At 59.7% G+C, this 20343-nt stretch carries 21 protein-coding genes and 1 tRNA gene; 15 read left to right on the plus strand and 7 right to left on the minus strand.

Features of this window, described 5'->3' with window-relative positions; all coding sequences use genetic code 11:
* Nucleotides 1-228: 228 nt before the first annotated feature.
* The 3 genes from ACO07T_RS05590 (at nt 229) to ACO07T_RS05600 (ending at nt 2508) form a co-directional block, all read left to right on the plus strand.
* Nucleotides 229-435 (plus strand): cold-shock protein, encoded by a 207-nt coding sequence (locus ACO07T_RS05590; protein ID WP_209061130.1) that lies wholly within the window; start codon nt 229-231, stop codon nt 433-435.
* Between the two features lie 512 nt (nt 436-947).
* Nucleotides 948-1544 (plus strand): imm11 family protein, encoded by a 597-nt coding sequence (locus tag ACO07T_RS05595; protein WP_422048612.1) that lies wholly within the window; start codon nt 948-950, stop codon nt 1542-1544.
* A gap of 145 nt (nt 1545-1689) precedes the next feature.
* Nucleotides 1690-2508: a DUF2189 domain-containing protein gene (locus ACO07T_RS05600; RefSeq protein WP_422048613.1), complete on the plus strand. Its 819-nt coding sequence runs from the start codon at nt 1690-1692 to the stop codon at nt 2506-2508.
* 17 nt (nt 2509-2525) lie between these two features.
* Here the strand turns inward: ACO07T_RS05600 and ACO07T_RS05605 are convergent, their stop codons facing one another.
* Nucleotides 2526-3002 carry an Lrp/AsnC family transcriptional regulator gene (locus ACO07T_RS05605; protein ID WP_422048614.1) on the minus strand — a complete coding sequence of 159 codons (477 nt, stop codon included), beginning with the start codon at nt 3000-3002 and terminating at the stop codon, nt 2526-2528.
* 143 nt (nt 3003-3145) lie between these two features.
* On the opposite strand from ACO07T_RS05605, the gene ACO07T_RS05610 reads away from it, so the two are divergent.
* Both ACO07T_RS05610 and ACO07T_RS05615 read left to right on the plus strand, forming a co-directional pair.
* Complete coding sequence (locus tag ACO07T_RS05610) at nt 3146-3610, plus strand: DUF2000 domain-containing protein (protein WP_422048615.1); 465 nt, start codon at nt 3146-3148, stop codon at nt 3608-3610.
* A gap of 34 nt (nt 3611-3644) precedes the next feature.
* Entirely contained in the window at nt 3645-4247 is a 603-nt protein-coding gene (locus ACO07T_RS05615) for a LysE family translocator (RefSeq protein WP_422048616.1), read from the plus strand.
* A gap of 13 nt (nt 4248-4260) precedes the next feature.
* Here ACO07T_RS05615 and ACO07T_RS05620 read toward each other — a convergent pair whose 3' ends face one another.
* The 5 genes from ACO07T_RS05620 to pdxH all read right to left on the minus strand — a co-directional run bounded on the left by ACO07T_RS05620 (nt 4261) and on the right by pdxH (nt 6677).
* Nucleotides 4261-4638, minus strand: a complete 378-nt coding sequence (locus tag ACO07T_RS05620; RefSeq protein WP_422048617.1) for a hypothetical protein — start codon at nt 4636-4638, stop codon at nt 4261-4263.
* A gap of 162 nt (nt 4639-4800) precedes the next feature.
* Nucleotides 4801-4877: transfer RNA gene (locus tag ACO07T_RS05625), tRNA-Pro, on the minus strand.
* A gap of 45 nt (nt 4878-4922) precedes the next feature.
* The gene (locus ACO07T_RS05630) at nt 4923-5357 is read right to left on the minus strand and encodes a DUF192 domain-containing protein (protein WP_422048618.1); all 435 of its coding nucleotides are present in this window, start codon (nt 5355-5357) and stop codon (nt 4923-4925) included.
* A 59-nt stretch (nt 5358-5416) separates the two neighbouring features.
* A complete protein-coding gene (locus tag ACO07T_RS05635; protein WP_209062042.1) occupies nt 5417-5974 on the minus strand; it encodes a cold-shock protein in 558 nt (185 codons plus the stop codon).
* Between the two features lie 97 nt (nt 5975-6071).
* Nucleotides 6072-6677 (minus strand): pyridoxamine 5'-phosphate oxidase, encoded by a 606-nt coding sequence (pdxH, locus tag ACO07T_RS05640; RefSeq protein ID WP_422048619.1) that lies wholly within the window; start codon nt 6675-6677, stop codon nt 6072-6074.
* Between the two features lie 126 nt (nt 6678-6803).
* Between pdxH and fabI the strand changes: the two genes are divergently transcribed.
* The 10 genes from fabI to ACO07T_RS05690 all read left to right on the plus strand — a co-directional run bounded on the left by fabI (nt 6804) and on the right by ACO07T_RS05690 (nt 18781).
* On the plus strand, nt 6804-7622 hold the full coding sequence (gene fabI / locus ACO07T_RS05645) for an enoyl-ACP reductase FabI (RefSeq protein WP_422048620.1): 819 nt from the start codon (nt 6804-6806) through the stop codon (nt 7620-7622).
* Nucleotides 7619-8233 (plus strand): LysE family translocator, encoded by a 615-nt coding sequence (locus ACO07T_RS05650; protein ID WP_422048621.1) that lies wholly within the window; start codon nt 7619-7621, stop codon nt 8231-8233. Before fabI ends, ACO07T_RS05650 begins: the two co-directional genes overlap by 4 nt.
* Nucleotides 8233-8994: a L,D-transpeptidase family protein gene (locus tag ACO07T_RS05655; protein WP_422048622.1), complete on the plus strand. Its 762-nt coding sequence runs from the start codon at nt 8233-8235 to the stop codon at nt 8992-8994. The genes ACO07T_RS05650 and ACO07T_RS05655 overlap by 1 nt, the downstream gene beginning before the upstream one ends.
* Before the next feature lie 79 nt (nt 8995-9073).
* On the plus strand, nt 9074-9592 hold the full coding sequence (gene gpt, locus ACO07T_RS05660) for a xanthine phosphoribosyltransferase (RefSeq protein WP_209077897.1): 519 nt from the start codon (nt 9074-9076) through the stop codon (nt 9590-9592).
* Nucleotides 9593-9904: 312 nt separating this feature from the next.
* Nucleotides 9905-11080 (plus strand): aminotransferase, encoded by a 1176-nt coding sequence (locus tag ACO07T_RS05665; protein ID WP_422048623.1) that lies wholly within the window; start codon nt 9905-9907, stop codon nt 11078-11080.
* Between the two features lie 132 nt (nt 11081-11212).
* Nucleotides 11213-13054 carry a peptidyl-prolyl cis-trans isomerase gene (locus tag ACO07T_RS05670; protein ID WP_422048624.1) on the plus strand — a complete coding sequence of 614 codons (1842 nt, stop codon included), beginning with the start codon at nt 11213-11215 and terminating at the stop codon, nt 13052-13054.
* Between the two features lie 14 nt (nt 13055-13068).
* Complete coding sequence (gene trpE, locus ACO07T_RS05675; RefSeq protein WP_209083932.1) at nt 13069-14580, plus strand: anthranilate synthase component I; 1512 nt, start codon at nt 13069-13071, stop codon at nt 14578-14580.
* Nucleotides 14577-14969 (plus strand): VOC family protein, encoded by a 393-nt coding sequence (locus ACO07T_RS05680; protein WP_422048625.1) that lies wholly within the window; start codon nt 14577-14579, stop codon nt 14967-14969. The genes trpE and ACO07T_RS05680 overlap by 4 nt, the downstream gene beginning before the upstream one ends.
* 295 nt (nt 14970-15264) lie before the next feature.
* Nucleotides 15265-17226: a bifunctional 2',3'-cyclic-nucleotide 2'-phosphodiesterase/3'-nucleotidase gene (locus ACO07T_RS05685; protein WP_422048626.1), complete on the plus strand. Its 1962-nt coding sequence runs from the start codon at nt 15265-15267 to the stop codon at nt 17224-17226.
* Nucleotides 17227-17407: 181 nt separating this feature from the next.
* Nucleotides 17408-18781, plus strand: coding sequence for a multicopper oxidase family protein (locus tag ACO07T_RS05690; RefSeq protein WP_422048627.1), 1374 nt, complete (start codon nt 17408-17410; stop codon nt 18779-18781).
* 76 nt (nt 18782-18857) lie between these two features.
* Here the strand turns inward: ACO07T_RS05690 and ACO07T_RS05695 are convergent.
* On the minus strand, nt 18858-20343 hold a 1486-nt coding region (locus ACO07T_RS05695), incomplete at its 5' end, for an efflux RND transporter permease subunit (RefSeq protein WP_422048628.1).

Raw genomic sequence — 20343 nt, forward strand, 5'->3', positions numbered from 1 at the left:
ACTTTTGAGCGCAAAGATGCCGAGAGCAGGCAAAATATCACTAAAAAGACCCTGTTTTCATTGGCTTGTTACACGAAAATCCTTGCAATACGCCGATACCCCCTTCAGATGGACGTGCTAAGTTTTCATCTTCGACCTTCTGCTCCGCTATCTGGCTCAGTCATTCGATCATGTGACCAAGCCGCGCTGTTGCATTCCGTGGACAGCATAAGATCAGGAGAGACGACGATGGCCACAGGCACCGTCAAATGGTTCAACACCACCAAAGGCTTCGGCTTCATTGCACCGGACGAAGGCGGCAAAGATGTGTTCGTGCACATTTCTGCAGTAGAGCGTTCCGGGCTGACCGGTTTGGCTGACAATCAGAAAGTCAGCTACGAGCTGCGCGCAGGCCGCGACGGCCGCGAAAGCGCCGTAGATCTGGCACTGCTCTAAGGCTGCCACCTTATGGTGAGAAAGGCGCTGCATCCGCAGCGCCTTTTTTGTTTTGGGGGATTGGGGATGCGAGATTTTGCGCGGTTCACAGTCTACGACTCTGCCTTGCGCGACCCGCAAAATACCCGGATGCGGCTGTGCTCACAAAATTTTTCATCTTTCCAACAGAAACGGGCAAGAGTGCTTTGCAAGTTAAACCTATTCTGCAAGTCTTGCTTGCGTCCTGTTCAAACGCCTCTATCTGGCGCAACCAAGCGAGCGCTTGACCAAAAAAAGGAAACCACCCAAGAGTCAGGAACTGTCACAAGAGCCCCCAGCATCCTACATCGACTCTCCGATTTCAAATCTGTGTTTTTTTGCGACTGAATTAGCATTCTGACCTCTCGATTTTTCAAGTTCGCAGCCCAGAAAGCCCTGCCGAACACATCTATTTTCTCCGCAAATCCAGTTGGAGCAGACCATAAATGTCACACACAAAAATTTGGGATTCAGGTTTTCTATGGAATAGCAGAATGTCTAAACCGATAGACTTTCACTTCCCTGGTCAGGCGGGTCACCCTTCCCCAGACGCAGTCGCTTTAGATTTCCTAAGACGGTACCACATAGGGTCAGAAGAAGACATCGAAACTGATGAATACCCTGACTACGCTTACTTTAGAATAAAAGGCACCGAAAAGAAGCAGAACGCGCTTCGAGATATTGTAACCGGCTACAACGGTTTTGTTGTTGTATCTGGTGACTTGTTCAATGTGCTTCAGTCATTCGAACTGGGCAAAACGCGATTCAAACGCATTCCCTTGCTCGCCTACGACAGAAAAACGTTGATTTCTGACAGTTGGTACTTCGTGCACTTTAGAGAAGAAAGAAACTGCTTTGTACCTTCTCAATCTACAGGATTGGTATCCCAACGTGGCCCCGACTCATGGACAGTTGACGACGATTCCAATTTTCATCTTGCAGTAGATCCGTCGGCGGCCGAAGGGGTCGATATATGGGGAGACCGTTCGGCGGTAAAAATGATGTTTTTCTCGGAAAGACTGCACAAGGCGATCACAAGCGCAAATCTAAACGTCAAAGGGATGTGCTTCCGCCGCTGTAAAGTTATCTGACCAAAGCACCTCCTCCCCAACCCTTGCCCCAAACGTCCCCCTCATGCACACTCTTCCTATAGGCGCGCGACTGGGAGGATCAGCGCGCCACTGCCGGAGCCGCCCTTAATCCCGGCACAGAGGCAAGCTTTGGGAGGAGTGTGTCATGACGTCCAAAACCGCAGGCCCCACCCCGCCGGGCAATTTGACACCGCGCCCGCAGAGCGTGCTCAAGGTCAACAAGGTGACCGCAGCCGACATCACCGCCGCGCTCAAAGCAGGCTACGCCGATTTTTGCGCCCACCCGGCGCTCAGCGGCTTCTTCGGGCTGTTCTATGTGGTCTTTGGCCTGCTGATGGTCTGGTGCCTGCTCTGGCTCAATCAGATCTGGCTGATCATCCCCGCCATTGTCGGCTTCCCGCTGGTCGCGCCTTTCGCAGCCGCGGGCCTCTATGAGATCTCCCGCCGCCGACAGAAGGGCGAGCCCTTTGGCTGGTCAGACATCCTCACCGTCATGGCCCATCAGCGCAAACGCGAGATGGGATGGATGGCCTTTGTCACCCTCTTCATCTTCTGGGTCTGGGTCTATCAGGTGCGGCTGTGGCTGGCGATCATCCTCAAAAACGCTTCGTTTTCAGACCTCAACGGCTTTCTGACAACGGTCTTCTTCACGCCGGAGGGTTGGACCTTTCTGGCCGTGGGCACCTGTGTCGGCGCAGGTCTCTCTGCCGCGCTCTTTGCGGTCACCGTGGTGGCCATGCCCATGCTGCTGGACCGTGAGACCAATTTTGTCACCGCCATGCTGACCTCGGTGCGCACAGTCACGGAAAATCCGCTTGTGATGCTCACATGGGCGGCCATCATCTCTGCCACCATGCTGCTCTCGCTGCTTCCAGCCTTTCTCGGCCTGATTGTCACCCTGCCGATCCTGGGTCACACCACATGGCACCTTTATCAACGCGCCGTGCCACCTGAGGGCAGCTGAGACTCCACGCGCGCGGATCACAACATCGGCCAACCGCTGTACGGCTTGATCTCCTTGAGCGCAAAGCTGCTCTCCATCGCCTTGATCCCCGGCATCCGGCGCAGATGCGTCATCGAAAATTCCGCATAGGCATCAAGGTCCTGACAGACCACCTGCAACAGAAAATCCGCATTCCCGCCGATGGAATGGCACGACACGATTTGCGGATAATCCGCCACCGCCTTCTCAAAGGCACTGGCCTCTTCCGCTGAATGGGTGTCGATCTGAATGGTCACAAACACCAGCACGCCCAGCCCGATCTGCTTGCGGTCAATATCGGCCCGGTACCCCTTGATGTAGCCCTGTTCCTCAAGCCGCCGCGTCCGCCGCCAGCACGGCGATGTGGACATGCCCGTCGCCTCCGCTAGATCCGCATTGCTCAACCGCCCCTCGGCCTGCAGCGCTGCCAATATCCGTTTGTCCGCCGCATCAAGCGGATCCTGCCCCTGTCCCATGCCGTCACTCCTTTTGGCAATTCCTACCCGGTACTGCCTACAGAAGGTAGATCTTACCCAAAAACCCACAAACCTAAATACAAACAGATGCAGATCACCCTTCTCAATGATGCTGTTCTTCCGGAAAATAACAGGAAGACATCATGCCAAACGACACCACGCCGCTCCCAGCCAAAGCCCTCCCTCTGCATGGCACCGGCGATCTGCGCCTTGCCATCATCGCCTCACCCGAGCTGCCAACCGGGCACCTCGCCAACACGGTTGCCACCATTGCCGCAGGCCTCGGCGCGGCACACCCGGGCATCGGCAACGTCCCGCTGTCAGATGCCAATGGCGTGACCATCCTGAACTCCGCCGACCGTCCGATTCCGATCCTTCAAGCCGGTGCGGCCCAAATGCTTGAGATCATCCAGAAGGCGCAAGCCCACCGCCCCGATCTCACGCTGGTGACCTTTCCCGAATTTGCCCGCAAGCTGCATTCCTTTGCCGATTATGAGGCGGCATTTCCCCAGCGCGCCCTTGCCACCGAACCGCTCAGCGGCGTCGGCCTCTGCGGCCCCACAAAACTTGTGAAGTCCCTCACCGGCGCGCTGAAGCTTCTCCGGTAAGCCCCCCAGCGCACTCAGACCAAAAGCAAAGCCCATGGACCTCTCACATCTGCTTCTGTTCAACGCCGCCCTGCTGGCCGCAATCCTCAGCCCCGGCCCGGCCTTCTTTGTCGCCATGCAAAACGCCCTGTCCTCCGGCATCCGGGCGGGCGTCGCCACCGGCCTTGGGCTGGGGCTGGTTGGCGCGCTTTGGACCGCGGCCGCCCTGCTGGGGCTGGATCTTGTCTTCAACTGGATGCCGTGGGCCTATACCGCCGTGCGCGCCTGCGGCGGCCTCTATATCCTCTATGTTGCCTACCACATGTGGCGCGGCGCGGGCGCGCCGCTGAGCCCCATCGCCAAACCCGCATCCCATGCCTTTGGTCAGGGTGTGATGATCAACGCGCTCAATCCCAAAACCGTGGTCTTCGCCGCCGCCATACTGGCCACGATCTTCCCACCTGCGCTGAGCACATCAGAGACCGCCCTCATCATTGCAAACCACTTTCTCTTTGAGCTGAGTTTCTATGCCGCCATGGCCTTTGCCCTCAGCCGCCAAAAGGTCCGCGACGGCTACCGCGCCATAAAGCGGCCTCTGGATCGTCTCAGCGCGGTTGCCCTCGGCGCATTGGGAGCGGCTTTGATGCTCAACAGATGAAATCTGGCGGGCTTTACTGCACCCAGACAATCGCTGCGGCCATCCCCAGCATCGCCGAGGTGATCGGCCCCCACAACCGCCGCTCCGGCGCGGACGGTGTGATCCAATTGGCCAGACAGGAAAGCCCCTGCACGCCCAGCGCGATCCAGCTTGTCCAGATCGGCCATTGGGGGTGCCAGCCCGCAGCGGAGGTGATGGCCACCGCCATCCCCAGCAGAATCACCACAGAGACCGCCGCCGCAATCCGCCCGAACAAAGGCAAAGCGCCCTCATGCTGACCACCCTGCGTGATCCGCCCCCAGGGCGCTCCAAAGAGCAGCGCAAATTGAAATCCGATCACCGCCAGACAGGCGGTAAAATAAAGCGCGGGTAAAATCTCTGAAACAGACATGTGTCGGAGCTTAGGCAAAGCGCCCTGCCGTTCAAGGGGCGGCAACAGCAGGCTTCGCGCCCGGGATTGCAGGCCACAGGCAGCACGATCCCCGCAGGCCTCAAACAGAAAAAGGCGCCACCCGAAGGTGACGCCTTTTTTCTTTTCCTCTCAGAGGAAACATGGTCGGGACGGCAAGATTCGAACTTGCGACCCCCTGTACCCAAAACAGGTGCGCTACCAGACTGCGCTACGCCCCGGACCGTGGAGCACCGTTTACCCCCACTGTTCGGGAATGAAAACCCCTAACAACGCCACTTTGCGATTTCTTGTAAAAAATTTGGGTGCCGCATCACGCTTCCCTTTGTAATACCTAGAGATTTTGCCATCCCGCCATTGATTTCCAAGACGTAACGAATGGCCTCTCCACCCGGAATCGGGGTCTCATCCAGAGGAATCGCCTCGTGATGGATGTGTTGAATGACACCTGTCTCATCCGCAAACAGCATATCGAGAGGAATCAGCGTGTTCTTCATCCAGAACGCCACCGGGCCGGTCTGCTCATAAATGAAAATCATGCCCGCACTCGCAGGCATGGCGCGGCGATTCATCAGCCCCACCGCACGTTCATCAAACGTATCTGCCACTTCTACGGAGAATCGCGCCTGTCCCCAGTCCCCTTTCAGCCAAAGGGTGTCTTCTCGACAGGCACTTTGTGCATCGGCCCGCGCTGGCATCATGCCAGCCACTGCCAATGCAATCAAAACGGCGCCGACCCTACGTCCGGCGCCAGTTGGTCTTAGGAGAGCTCTAACGCTGCGTTTTCCCACGCCAATACCTCGGTTGCCATGCGACCACGTTTACCGTCGATCACCCGCAACGCCAAGGCTTCACCTGGCTGGAGGTCTGCCAGGCCGGAGCGGCGCAGCACCTCGATATGAAGAAAGATGTCTTCAGAATTGCCAAAAACATTGGCGAACCCAAAGCCCTTGCCCTTGTCGAACCATTTCACACGTGCCGGCTCCAGAGGCGTGGAGCGAATCTCGCTCAGGTCCATACCTTCGAAATCTGCCAGGGCAACGGGGGTTTCGGTTTCGGGGGCTTCGATCTTATGCACCTCAACGGCCTGTGCGCCGCGGTTGGTGACCTGGATCGAAACTTCGATCACCGAATTGTCGGCGACAGAGCTTTGACCAAAATTGCGCAGAACGTTCGCATGAAGCAAAATATCCGGACCACCATCGTCAGATACGATAAAGCCGAATCCTTTTACCGGATCGAACCATTTCACCACGCCAAAGATACGTGTGGTGTCTTTCTCTAGAGTACTCAATGCCTCAACCTTAGTTTGTATCATCCCCATGATGAGGTTCATCATTGCTGCATCAGGACCAAATCGGCAAGCTCAAAAATATCTTGCATTTCATGCGCTTGCCAGATGCGGCAAAAATTCATCACGGGTTGAGACGGGCAATTTCCCACTGTTTTTCAGGAGCTTCACGGGTCCAGCGGAAGCGATCATGCAGACGAAACGCCCCATCCGCCCAAAACTCGATTTCGGTCGGTATGATGCGGTAACCACCCCAAAAATCAGGGCGTTTGGGGCTTGGGCCATGGGCTGCGGTCACTTTTGCCACTTTTGCCATCAATTCTGCGCGAGAATTGAGCGGTTGGGATTGATTTGAGGCCCAGGCCCCCAGTCGGCTCTTCAAACTGCGCGACTCAAAGTAGGCATCCGCCTGAGGTCCCTCTTCGCGCGATACGTGTCCTCGGACCCGAATCTGACGGCGCAGGGATTTCCAGTGCATCACAAAGGCCGCCGCCCCGGCGCTGTCGATTTCCTGCGCCTTGGCGCTGCCGTAGTTTGTGTAAAACACAAAAGCCGCATCCTCGATGTCTTTGAGCAGCACCATACGCGCATTGGGCATCCCGCTGGCGTCCACCGTCGAGAGCGCAATCGCATTCGGATCATTGGGCTCGCTCTTCTCGGCCTCTTTCAGCCAGGACCGCGCAATCTCAAACGGGTCCTCCCCCGCAAATATCCCGGTACGATCAGTCATATTCCCTCTCCGCTCGCCTTGGGCCACACCGCATATGGTGCCGATTAGATGCTTTGTGAAGCTCTTGATGCACCATGGGCAATCGCCTAAAGGTCAGCAATAACGAATTGGGACTGGGAGTGCGGTATGTCAAATCACCTCATGGCGGGCAAACGTGGCCTGATAATGGGCCTGGCCAACGACAAATCCATCGCTTGGGGCATCGCCAAAGCCTGCGCCGACGCAGGCGCGGAACTGGCCTTTTCCTACATGGGAGACGCGTTCAAAAAACGCGTGGCCCCTCTGGCGGAACAGCTGGGCGTGGACACGCTGATTGATTGTGACGTCTCTGATGCGGACTCCATTGATGCCGCCTTTGCCGAAATCGAGGCCAAATGGGGCAAGCTCGACTTCATCGTGCATGCCATCGGCTTTTCGGACAAAAACGAGCTGCGCGGCCGCTATGTCGACACCTCCAAAGACAACTTCCTGATGACCATGGACATCTCGGTCTACTCCTTCACCTCGGTGATGCAGCGCGCCGAGAAACTCATGAAGGAGGGCGGCTCTGCCCTGACGCTGACCTATTATGGCGCCGAGCAGGTCATGCCGCACTACAACGTCATGGGCGTGGCCAAAGCCGCACTGGAAGCCTCCGTGAAGTACCTTGCCGAAGACCTCGGCAAAGACGGCATCCGCGTCAACGCGATCTCTGCCGGCCCGATCAAAACCCTCGCGGCCTCCGGCATTGGCGACTTCCGCTACATCCTGAAATGGAACGAACTCAACTCGCCCCTGCGCCGCAATGTCTCCATTGAGGATGTGGGCAACTCCGCGCTCTACCTGTTGTCTGAACTCGGCAGCGGCGTGACCGGTGAAAACCTGCACGTGGATGCGGGCTATCATGTGGTTGGCATGAAGGCCGTCGACGCCCCTGACATCGACGCAGTGGTGGGCCGCAAATGAGCCTGACTGCCTTTATCGCGACCATCTCGCTCTGCCTCATGGCCGCCATCAGCCCCGGCCCCGCTGTTCTCATGGCAGCCCGCGTCGGTCTGCGCGACGGTCTGAAGACCGGTGCCGCGCTGGCCGCAGGCATTGGCCTTGGCGCGGTCTTCTGGGCCAGCGCCGCGCTCTTTGGTCTGGCGCTTCTGTTTGAATACGCCCCCTTCCTGCTGACCGCCCTGAAAATCGGTGGCGCCGCCTTCCTGATCTGGACCGCCATCAAGATGTGGCGTGCCGCAGATGTGCCTTTGGAAGACACCGAAGACGCAGCCGCCCTGCCCACGCTCTGGTCAGCCTTCCGTCTTGGCATCTGGACCCAGCTTGCCAACCCAAAGCCCGCCGTCTTCTTCGGCGCGGTCTTTGTGGGCACCGTGCCTGCGGGCACCACCACCCCGGCTCTGGTGCTTCTGCTGCTCTGCATCTTCCTTGGTGAATTCCTCTGGAACACCGTGGTGGCGCGCCTGTTTTCACTGCGCAAAACCCGCGAGGTCTATGTCGGCCTGAAACACTGGATCGACCGTATCTTTGGCGGGCTTCTCGCAGCCCTGGGCGTGAAAATCGCAGCGCTCTGATGCGCCGCCTGCTGGCAATCTTTGTGGCATGCAGCGCCCTTGCGTTGCTTGCCCTGCATTTCAAATCCCAGATCCTCTCGCTGATACCTCCGCCAGGCAGTCAACCGGATCTGCGCTCCCCCCGCTCCGGCATTTCCGAAATCCGCAACTACCAGACACCGCGCCTCGCTGCAGCCATGGCAGAGGCCGGAAGCCATCTGGGCGCACCCACCTACATTCGCATCTTCAAAGAAGAACAAGAGCTCGAACTCTGGCTGCAATCAGACGCCGGCCCCTATCAGCTCTTCAAGACCTACCCGATCTGCAATCACTCAGGCGCGCTTGGCCCCAAGCTCAAGGAAGGTGACCGGCAATCGCCTGAAGGCTTCTACCGCGTGGGCAAAGCCGCGCTCAACCCGAACAGCCGCTTTCATCTCTCCTTCAACCTCGGCTTTCCCAACACCTATGACCGCGCGCAGGGGCGCACCGGCAGCTATCTCATGGTGCATGGCGATTGCGTCTCCATCGGCTGCTACGCCATGACCGATCCGATGATCGAGGAAATCTACGTCACCGTGGAGGCGGCTTTGAACAGCGGGCAATCCTTTGTGCCGGTGCATGCCTTTCCCTTCCGCCCCACCGAGGCGCGCATGCAAAAAACCGAAAACCACCGCTGGCATGAGTACTGGCAGAGCCTCGCCCCCGCCTACCACGCCTTTGCCCAAACCGGGCAGCCGCCGCGCATCTCCGTGCAAAATGGCGGCTATGTCGTCACGCCATAGCCCGCACCATCAAACAGTTTGCGCAACAAAGCGCTTCTGCTAGAAGACCCGAAATCTGCGACAAAGGGGTGAGTCCACCATGAGCGAGCGTCTGCCACACGAAAAAGGCTTCCACATCAGCTGGGATCAAATCCACCGCGACAGCCGGGCTTTGGCATGGCGTCTGGACGGCAAAGGCCCCGATGACGGCGCATGGCGCGCGATTGTCGCGATCACCCGCGGCGGCATGGCGCCAGCCATGATCGTGGCCCGCGAGCTCGACATCCGCGTGGTCGACACAATTTCCGTGAAATCCTACCACTCCGGCGGCGGCAAAGCCGATCAGCGCCGCGAAGCGCAGATCCTGAAAGCCCCGGATGCCGAGCTGATGGGCGACGGCGAAGGTGTTCTGATCATCGACGATCTGGTGGATTCCGGCAAAACCCTTGAGTTGGTGCGCGAGACCTACCCCAAGGCGCATTTTGCCACTGTTTACGCCAAGCCGCAGGGCGAGCCGCAGGTCGACACCTTCATCACCGGCGTGAGCCAGGACACATGGATCTTCTTCCCATGGGATATGGCGCTGCAATACGTCGAGCCTTATCGCGGAACCGACTGATCACGCCTGTCACGCTTGGGGAGTTTTAGGGGGGGCTCCGCCCGTTCACCGCTGAATGTGTCCACTGGACACATTCCAAGACGCGGCTCACCCCCAAGATATTTTCGGCAAGAGGAACCCCCTTTCATTCTGCCCAAAATACTCCGGGGATGAATTGGCGCAGCCAAGAAGGGGCTGGCCCCTTCCCGATACGACACTCGGACAAACATCTGCTTGCACATCTTTGAATTGGCGGCTTTTCTGCGGGAAAGCCGCTGACCTCCGCGCTCTGCGCCCCTTGGTTGGCCTCACCTCTGATCTCAGGATGCCGCCATGACCATCTCCCGCACCACCGCCACTTTTGCTCCTCCCGTGATGGAGGCCCGGCGCTGGCTCGAAGGTGTGGCCTTCACGGAGGAAAAGCCGCTCATCAATGTCAGTCAGGCCGCCCCTGTGGCCCCGCCACCTGAGGCGCTGCGCCGCCACATTGCCGACACCGCGATCAACGTGCCTGAGGCGCATCTTTACGGCCCGGTGCTCGGCCTGCCTGAATTGCGCAGCGAAGTGGCCTCCCAATGGAGCGCCGCCTATGGCGCACCTATTGCGGCAGATCAGGTCGCCATCACCTCCGGCTGCAATCAGGCCTTCAGCGCAGCCCTTGCCGCCATTGCCGGTGAAGGGGATGAGGTGATCCTGCCAACTCCTTGGTATTTCAACCACAAAATGTGGCTCGACATGCAGGGCGTGACGGCAGTGCCGCTCAATACCGGTGAGGATCTTTTGCCCACAGCGGAGGCCGCCGCCGCCCTGATCACCCCGCGCACCCGCGCCATTGCGCTTGTGACTCCCAACAATCCGGGCGGGGTGGAATATTCCGCTGGGCTGGCGCGCGCGATGTATGATCTCGCCAAAGCCCACGGGCTGCGCCTGATCGTGGATGAAACCTACCGCGATTTTGATTCCCGCGACGGCGCGCCCCATGATCTCTTTTCCGATCCGGAGTGGCCCGACACGCTGATCCACCTCTATTCCTTCTCCAAGGCCTACCGCCTCACCGGCCACCGCGTCGGTGCGATGATAAGCAGCGCTGCGCTTTTGGCAGAGGCGGAGAAGTTTCTGGACACCGTCACCATCTGCCCCAACCAGCTTGGCCAGCATGCCGCGCTCTGGGGCATGCAGAACCTCACCGACTGGCTGGCAGGCGAGCGCCTTGAGATCCTCGACCGCCGCGCGGCGATCGAAGACAACTTGCCCAAACTCACTGAAAAAGGCTGGGTTTTGCAGGGCGCAGGCGCGTATTTTGCCTATTTTGCCCATCCGTTTGACATGCCAAGCGATCAACTGGCGCAAAATTTGGTGCGCGATCACGCCATCCTGACCCTGCCCGGCACCATGTTCATGCCGGAAGGTGATCCCGCCGGTGCACGCACCCTGCGCATCGCCTTTGCCAACGTGAACCGCGCCGAAATTGGCGTGCTGTTTGACCGCCTCGCAGCCGTGTCCTACTGAGCCGCCCGCACAGCGCGCTCACAGCGCTGTGGGGCAGAGCCAAAGGGCAGGCCAAAGCGGCTTGCCCCCCCTGCCCCAACCGCGTAGACCTTGCCCTCAGAAACTTGAACGATCACAGGGCGGACAACCGACATGGCGCAGAGCAAAACCTCTAAAACAGCGGTCTGGATTCTCATGGGCCTGCTCATTCTGGGCTTGGGTGGCTTTGGCGCAACCAGCCTGACGGGCACCGTGCATTCTGTCGGCTCCGTGGGCGACAAAGACATCTCTGTCGATGACTACGCCCGCGCCCTGCAAGAAGAGCTGCGCGCGCTTGAGGCCCAGACCGGCCAGTCCCTGCCATTTGTGCAGGCGCAGGCCTTTGGCATCGACCGCCTCGTGCTCTCCCGCCTCGCCACCACCCGCTCGCTGGATGCGGAAAACGACCGCCTCGGCCTCTCCATCGGCGACGAAAACCTGCGCGACGAGCTGCTCAACATCCCAGCCTTCCAGGGCCTTGACGGCTCCTTTGACCGCGACGCCTACACCTTCGCCATCGATCAGGCCGGCATGAGCGAGTCCGAATTTGAAGACAGCGTGCGCGAAGACACCGCCCGCAGCCTGCTGCAGGGCGCGATTGTCTCCGGCCTCAACATGTCTGACGCCTACGCCGATGCGGTCATCACCTACATCGCCGAAGAGCGCGACTTCACATGGGCGCAGCTCACCGGTGACAACCTGACCCGCCCGGTCGAAACACCCGCAGAGGCGGATATCGCCGCCTATTATGACGCCAATCAGGACAGCTTCATGGTCCCGGCCACCCGTCAGATCACCTATGCCTGGCTCAGCCCCGACATGATCATCGATCAGGTCGAAATCGACGAAACCGCGCTACAGGCGCTCTATGAAGAGCGCGACGCCGAGTTCAACCGTCCGGAGCGTCGTCTGGTGGAGCGTCTGGCATTTGGCGATCAGGCCGCCGCCGAAGCCGCGCTGGCAGAGATCACCGCAGGCACCACCACCTTTGAGGCGCTGGTCGAAGGCCGCGGCCTTCAGCTCGCCGATGTGGATCTGGGCGACGTGACCAAAGCCGAACTCAGCGGCGCAGGCGAAGCCGTGTTCCTGACCCCGGCTGGCGGCATCGCCGGTCCGGTGCAGTCAGACCTCGGCCCGGCCCTGTTCCGCGTCAACGGCATCCTGCCCGCCCAAAGCACCAGCTTTGAAGAGGCCAGCGCGGTGCTGCGTGATGAGCTGGCCGCCGACCGCGCCCGCCGCCTGATCGACGCCCAAATCAGCGACATCGACGACCTGCTGGCCGGTGGCGCCACCCTCGAAGAGGTCGCCGATGAAACCGACATGCAGCTTGGCTCTGTTGACTGGCACGCTGCTGTTGACCACCCGCTCGCAGCCTATGAAGGCTTCGGTGCCACCGCTGCGGCCGTGACCGACAGCGACTTCCCACAGGTCGAAGTGCTTGAGGACGGCGGCATCTATGCCCTGCGTCTTGAGGGTGAAACCGAGGCCCACCCGGCCCCTCTGGCAGACGTGAAAGACGAAGCCGCGGCTGCGGTTGTCGCCGAACGCACTGCCGAGGCGCTGAACGCGCTGGTGGAGCGCCTGATGCCACGCCTGTCTGAAGGCACCGAATTTGCCTCCTTCGGCTTCACCGCTGTGGAGGAAACCGGCATGGATCGCGGCGGCTTCATTCCCGGCACCCCGGCGACCTTCCTCAATGATGTCTTTGAGATGGAGCCCGGCGAGCTGCGCGTGCTGGAAAGCGCCAACGGCATCATCCTCGTGCGCTTGAACGCCGTCACCATGCCAGACACCTCTGATCCGGAAATCGCCACCCTCAAGGCGCGCATCACCGAGCAGCTGGCCAGCGGCGTGTCCCAGGACATGTTCCAGGCCTATGCCGAAGCGCTGCAGGCGATGTACCCGGCAGAAATCAATCAGCAGGCACTGAACGCAGTGCACGCGCAGTTCCAATAAGAAAGGCCGCCAAGGTGGACCTGACCCCGAGCTTTGACGAGTTTGCCGCCGCCTATGAGGCGGGCAAAAATCAAGTTGTCTACACCCGGCTTGCCGCCGACCTGGACACCCCTGTGTCCCTGATGCTGAAACTCACCGGCGCGCATAAAGACGCCTTTATGCTGGAGTCGGTCACCGGAGGCGAAGTGCGCGGGCGCTATTCCATCATCGGCATGAAACCCGATCTGATCTGGCAGTGCCACGGCACCGAAAGCCGCATCAACCGCTCCGCGCGGTTTGATCCCGATGGCTTCGCCCCACAGGAAGGTGACCCGCTCACCAACCTGCGCGCCCTCATTGAGGAAAGCCGCATCGACCTGCCCGAAGACCTGCCACAGGCCTCCGCCGGTCTGTTTGGCTATCTCGGCTATGATATGATCCGGCTGGTCGAGCACCTGCCCAACATCAACCCTGATCCGCTTGGCCTGCCCGACGCCTGCATGCTGCGCCCCTCCGTGGTCGCCGTGCTGGATGGTGTCAAAGGCGAGGTCACCGTGGTCTCCCCCGCATGGGCCAGCGAAGGCCAATCCGCCAAAGCCGCCTATGCACAGGCCGCCGAGCGCGTGATGGATGCGGTGCGCGATCTGGAACGCGCCATGCCTCAGGCCGCACGCGATCTGGGCGAAGCCCGCGAGGTGGCCCCACCCACCTCCAACTTCACCAAAGAAGGCTATATGGCCGCCGTGGAGAAGGCCAAAGACTACATCCGCGCAGGCGACATCTTCCAGGTGGTCCCGGCGCAGCGCTGGACACAGGATTTCCCGCAGCCGCCCTTTGCGCTCTACCGTTCGCTGCGCCGCACCAACCCCTCGCCGTTTATGTTCTACTTCAACTTCGGCGGTTTTCAGGTGGTCGGCGCGAGCCCCGAAATCCTCGTGCGGGTCTTTGGCGACGAAGTCACCATCCGCCCGATCGCAGGCACCCGCCCCCGTGGTGCAACACCCGAAGAGGACAAGGCGCTGGAGGAAGATCTGCTGGCCGACAAGAAAGAGCTGGCCGAGCACCTCATGCTGCTCGATCTGGGCCGCAACGACACCGGCCGCGTGGCCAAGGTCGGCACCGTGCGTCCAACCGAGAAATTCATCATCGAGCGTTACAGCCACGTGATGCACATCGTCTCCAACGTCGTCGGTGAACTGGCGGACGACAAAGACGCGCTGGATGCCTTCTTTGCTGGCATGCCCGCAGGCACCGTCTCCGGCGCCCCCAAAGTGCGCGCCATGGAAATCATCGACGAACTGGAGCCGGAAAAACGCGGCATCTATGGCGGCGGCGTGGGCTATTTCAGCTCCGGCGGCGACATGGACATCTGTATCGCCCTGCGCACCGCGATTGTGAAAGACGAAAAACTCTACATTCAGGCCGGTGGCGGCGTTGTCTATGACAGCGACCCGGAGGCCGAATATATGGAGACCGTCCACAAATCCAACGCCATCCGCCGCGCCGCCGCAGACGCCGCACGCTTCACTGGCAACGGCAATACGTGAGCGAGCCGATAACCCCATCTGAAGGTCTCAGCACCGTGACCCCTTATTTCACGGTGCCGGACGCGGATGGGTTTATCACGTTCCTGCACGCCCTCTTTGGCGCAGAGCTGATCAAAGAAACCCGCTATAGCGATGGCACGGTCCAGCACGCCCGCCTGCGGATCGGCACTTCGGTTCTGATGCTCAATCAGGCCACAGCGGACTACCCCGCAAACATCTCCCAGATGCACATTCAGGTGTCTGATGCGGCGGCGGCTCATGCCAAGGCTATGGAACTGGGCGCGACCTCTCTCATGTCTCCGAACCTGCGCCCGCACGGCGAGCATATGGCCGGGATCACCGATCCCTATGGCAACATCTGGTGGCTCGCCAGCCCGGCGAAATCGTAAGCCTGTAACGCTGCTCAGCGCCCCGCGTTTTGTTGCGTGCGGCCCCCGTTGCGCCGCCCGCCGCGTTAATCCGCGCCGCCCAAAAATCGCACCTCCGCAATACAGCCGCATTACCGACGCGATACCGACGTGGAATCCGCCGCAAATTTAAGTGTTAACGCGCAAACATCCGCCGCCGTCGCAGAAGTTTATCCACCCGGTCAAATTGCTGTTACAGTCATCCCATTGATTGCCTTCCAAACCCGCCTTCACTGCCAACCGGCGGGCCTCATTCATTTCCAACAGCGAGGGTCCCATGTCTCAATTCACCCTGTCCCGCCGTCATTTCCTCGGTGCCACCGCAGGCTTCATCGCGCTGCACCCGTTCTCGGCAAAAGCCTCGACAAATCAAGCACATCTGCGGATCATGGAAACCACAGATCTGCATGTGCATGTCTTCCCCTATGACTACTACGCCGACAAACCGCGCGACACAGTCGGCCTTGCACGCACCGCCTCCCTGATCAAAGAGATCCGCGACGAGGCCACCAATTCGCTCCTGATCGACAACGGCGATTTCCTGCAGGGCAACCCGATGGGCGACTACATCGCCTATGAACGTGGCATGAAAGAAGGCGACAGCCACCCCATAATCACTGCCATGAACGCCGTGGGCTTTGACGCCGCCACCATCGGCAACCATGAGTTCAACTATGGAATTGATTTCCTTATGAAATCCATGGCTGGCGCAGGCTTTGAAACCGTGCTGTCCAACATCTCTCTGGAGCAAGGTGCCACCGCTCGGGAGGACAAAACCCTCTTCAAACCCTACGCCATTCTGGAGCGCGAAATCACTGACGGCGCAGGGGAGAAACACCAGATCAAAGTTGGCGTCATCGGCTTCACCCCACCCCAGGTCATGAACTGGGATCGCCGTCATCTCGAGGGCAATGTGCAGGCACGTGACATCGTCGAAACCGCGCAAGCCTTTGTTCCGCAAATGAAAGAAGAAGGCGCGGACATCATCATCGCCCTCAGCCACTCCGGCATCGGCGCGGCCGACCACTCTGACGGCATGGAAAACGCCTCCGTCCCTCTGGCCGCCGTCGAGGGCATCGACGCCGTGCTCACCGGCCACCACCACCGCGTCTTCCCCTCCTCGGCTTATGAGGGCATGGCAGGCGTCGACGTCGACGCTGGCACCCTCATGGGCAAGCCCGCCGCCATGGGTGGTTTCTGGGGCTCCCACCTTGGCTTGATCGACCTCATGCTGGAACGCGACGGCAGCTCCTGGCGCATCGTCGGCCACAGCACCGAGGCCCGCCCGATCTCCAAGCGCAATGAGGATCGCTCCATCACCGCGCTGGTGGAAAGTCAGCAGAACGTATTGAAATCCGTACAAAAAGAGCATGACGAAACGCTCGCCTATGTACGCCGCGCCGTTGGCAAAACCGACGCCCCGCTGCACAGCTACTTCGCGCTTGTGGCCGATGATCCCTCTGTGCAAATCGTCTCCATCGCGCAGCTCTGGTACATCGAGCAAATGATGAAAGGCACCGAATATGAGGGCCTTCCCATCCTCTCCGCCGCCGCGCCCTTCAAGGCTGGCGGCCGTGGCGGCCCGGAGTATTACACAGACGTGGCCAAGGGCGACGTGGCGATCAAAAACGTCTCCGACCTCTACCTCTATCCCAACACCGCCCGCGCGGTGAAAGTGACCGGTCAGGAGGTCAAAGACTGGCTCGAGCGCTCTGCCGGGATCTTCAATCAGGTGGAACCGGGAAAGGCCGATCAGGTGCTTCTGAACCCGGATTTCCCCTCCTACAACTTTGATGTGATGGACGGCGTCACCTATCAGATCGACCTGTCCCAACCCTCAAAGTTTGATCCCAAAGGCACGCTGATCAACGCCGATGCCAACCGCATCGTGAATCTGATGTTTGACGGCAAACCGCTTGATATGAATGCAGAATTCATCATCGCCACCAACAATTACCGCGCAGGCGGTGGCGGCAAATTCCCCGGTGCGATGGGTGACACCATCGTTTTTGAAGGCCCCGACACCAACCGCGACGTGATCGTGCGTTACATCGTGGAAAAAGGCACCATCAGCCCCCGCGCCGACGCCAACTGGACCTTCGCGCCCCTGCCTGACACCTCGGTGTTGTTCGACACCGGCCCCAAGGCTGCCGAGTACAGCGACAGCGTCGAAGGGGTCTCTATTGAGGCCGCTGGAGAAGGCCCAGACGGCTTCGCCCGCTTCCGCATCCAGCTCTAAGAAAACGCACCCAAACCAACACTAAGGGCCGGAGAAATCCCCGGCCCTTCTCTTTGCCCGCCATCGCCCCAACTGCAGCGCTCACAAGCTCACAGCCCTTTTTGTGGCCCCAACGGCCCGCTTTCACGTAGTCTGATTGAAACACGCCTGAACCGGCCCCACCCAAACAGCGGAGCGGACGATGAAACTCACGAGACGGCACTTCCTGAAAGGCACAGCGGCGCTCTATCTCGCTCCCACCATTGCGCAGGCCTCAAGCAACTTGCTCGAAGCCAAGGCCGCTGCGGTGCAATTGATCGACGCGGAATTTGGTGATTATCCGGAAACGCAGGTTTGGGGGTTTGACGGCACTGTCCCTGGCCCGCTTCTGCGCTTCAGACAGGGAGACACACTGCAGCAAACATTGCGCAACAGCCTACCCGAGCCAACCTCCATTCACTGGCATGGCCTACGCCTGCCCAACGCCATGGACGGCGTGCCGGGCTTCACTCAACAAGCGGTGCAAACCGGCGAAACCTTTGACTATGCCTTCCCGCTGAAAGACGCCGGAACCTATTGGTATCACTCCCACAATCACTCCACCGTGCAGGTCGCGCGCGGCCTTTACGGCGTGATTGTTGTTGAGGAGCAAACCCCGCCCGACGTGGACCATGACATCGTGGTGGTTCTGGACGACTGGCGGCTGGATGAAACCGCGCAGATCACCGAAGATTTTGGTGCCATGCATGATTGGACCCACGCTGGCCGGATGGGGAATTATGTGCATGCCCACCTCACACCGTCGCCCGCCTCTGTAGAGGAAAACGCGCGTGTGCGCTTGAGATTTGTCAATGTTGCCACCGACCGGATCATGACCGTCGCCTTGAAGGGTGCCGTCGGAAAAGTGGTGGCAAGAGATGGCATGCCTCTGCGCACGCCCGAGGATTTGGATACGCTGGTGTTTGGCCCGGCAGAGCGCGCAGACGTGATTGTGGACATCACCTCATCTGAGGCACAGGCCCTTCAAATTATCTTTGTCGAGCGTGACACAGGATACCTGCTGCACGACATTCCCCTCTCAGGCCGCAGATCAGATCTCAGGCCGCCCATCCAGCCTTTGCCAGCCAATCCAATGCGGTATCTGACAGATCTCTCAGGCGCGCGGGAGATCCCACTGGTCATGTCCGGCGGTGCAATGGGCCGCATGGAAAGCGCCATCTGGCAGCGGCAGGAGATGTCCACCCGCGACTTGGTGCAGCAAGGCAAGGTCTGGGCGTTCAACGGCGTTGTGGGCATGCCCACAGCCCCTCTCGCAGAGCTGCGGCAAGGGGAGCTCATACGCATCCCCATCGTGAACGAAACCGCCTTTGCCCACGCGATGCACCTTCACGGCACCCATTTCCAAGAGGTCTTGCCAGACAGCGGATTTGGCCCGCACAAAGACACGCTTTTGGTGCAGCCACGAGAAACCCGCGAAATCGCCTTTGTGGCTGAAACGCCGGGGAAATGGCTGTTTCACTGCCACATGCTTTCACATCAGGCTGCAGGCATGAAAACCTGGTTTCACGTCATCTGAAGCGCGCGGAAGCCGTAGTGTCCAAACAAAAAGGGCCGGAGAAACTCCGGCCCTTTGGTCTTTCCATGTGAGGATTTTACGCGGCTTCGCTTGGCTCACTTTTCTTGCCAATCCCCTTGATCCATTCGCGCATGCCCTGCAGCAGCACATAAAGGATCGGTACGATCACCACGCCAATCACTGTAGCCGCCAGCATCCCGCCAAAGACCGCCACACCGATGGCTTTCTGGCTGGCTGCCCCGGCCCCGCTTGCAGCAAGCAGAGGCACCACGCCCAGCAGGAACGACAGCGCCGTCATCATCACCGCACGGAAACGCTGGCTCGCCGCTTCAATCGCCGCCTCCCGAATGGTCAACCCTGCGGCTCGCCGCTCCATGGCAAACTCCACAATCAGAATGGCGTTTTTGGAGGCCATCCCGATCAGCATGATCATCCCGATCTGGGTGTAGAGGTTCACATCTCCACCGGAGACCGCCACCGCAGCCAAGGCCCCAAACAGGGCGACCGTGACCGAGAGCAGAATGCCCACCGGCATGGTCCAGCTCTCGTATTGGGCCACAAGGAAGAGATACCCAAACACCACCGCCATAATGAGGATCAGGATCACCAGACCACCAGACGATTGCTGCTGCTGCGCCGTGCCGGTCCATTCATAAGAATACCCCGGTGGCAGTGCCGTCTTGGCCTCTTCTTCCAGCACCCGGATCGCGTCCCCGGTCGACAGGCCTTCTTTAGGCACACCCGTAACAGTTGCCGCTCGGAACATGTTGTAGCGGTTCAGCGCCACAGGTCCGAGCTCGTTTCTGACCGTGACCAGCGTACCCATCGGCACCATGTCTCCGGTTTGGGAGCGCACATAGAGCGAATTGATGTCTTCGACCTGCGTGCGATAGTCGCCATCCGCCTGGATCATCACGCGGTAGACACGACCAAAGAGGTTGAAGTCATTCACATAAATCGACCCCATGTAGCCCTGCAATGTCATAAACACATCCGAGATCGCCACGTTCAGCGACTTGGCTTTTTCACGATCCAGATCGACATAGACCTTGGGCACATTTGCGCGGAACGTCGAATAGCTCTGCGCCATTTCATCGCGTTGGTTGGCAGCATAAACCAGAGAGCCAACCGCAGAGGCCAGATCCTGCGCGGTGCCACCACCGGTCTGCTGCACCTTCATCTCAACACCTGCACTCAGGCCGAGGCCGGAAATCGGCGGTGGGTTGAAGGCGATCACGCTTGCAGCGATCTCCTGATTAGCGATGCCGTAGACCTTCTGCAAAATCCCATCGGCACTCAGCTCGTCGGTCTGGCGTTCATCCCAAGGCGCGAGGTTCAGAATGATCATCGCCCCATTGGAGCCAGAACCGGTCAGCAGGCTAAAGCCGTTCACCTGAACAGAACCAACAACGCCGGGGATCGCCATGAGCTTTTCATTGAGGCGAGAGGCCACATTCTCTGTGCGTTCCAGAGACGCCGCATCCGGCAGCTGAACATCGACAAACAAGGTGCCGTTGTCCTCCAGCGGGATAAAGCCGGCTGGCAGCGACTTCATCAATGTG

The organism is Shimia sp., assembly GCF_965227725.1.
Classification (GTDB): domain Bacteria; phylum Pseudomonadota; class Alphaproteobacteria; order Rhodobacterales; family Rhodobacteraceae; genus Shimia.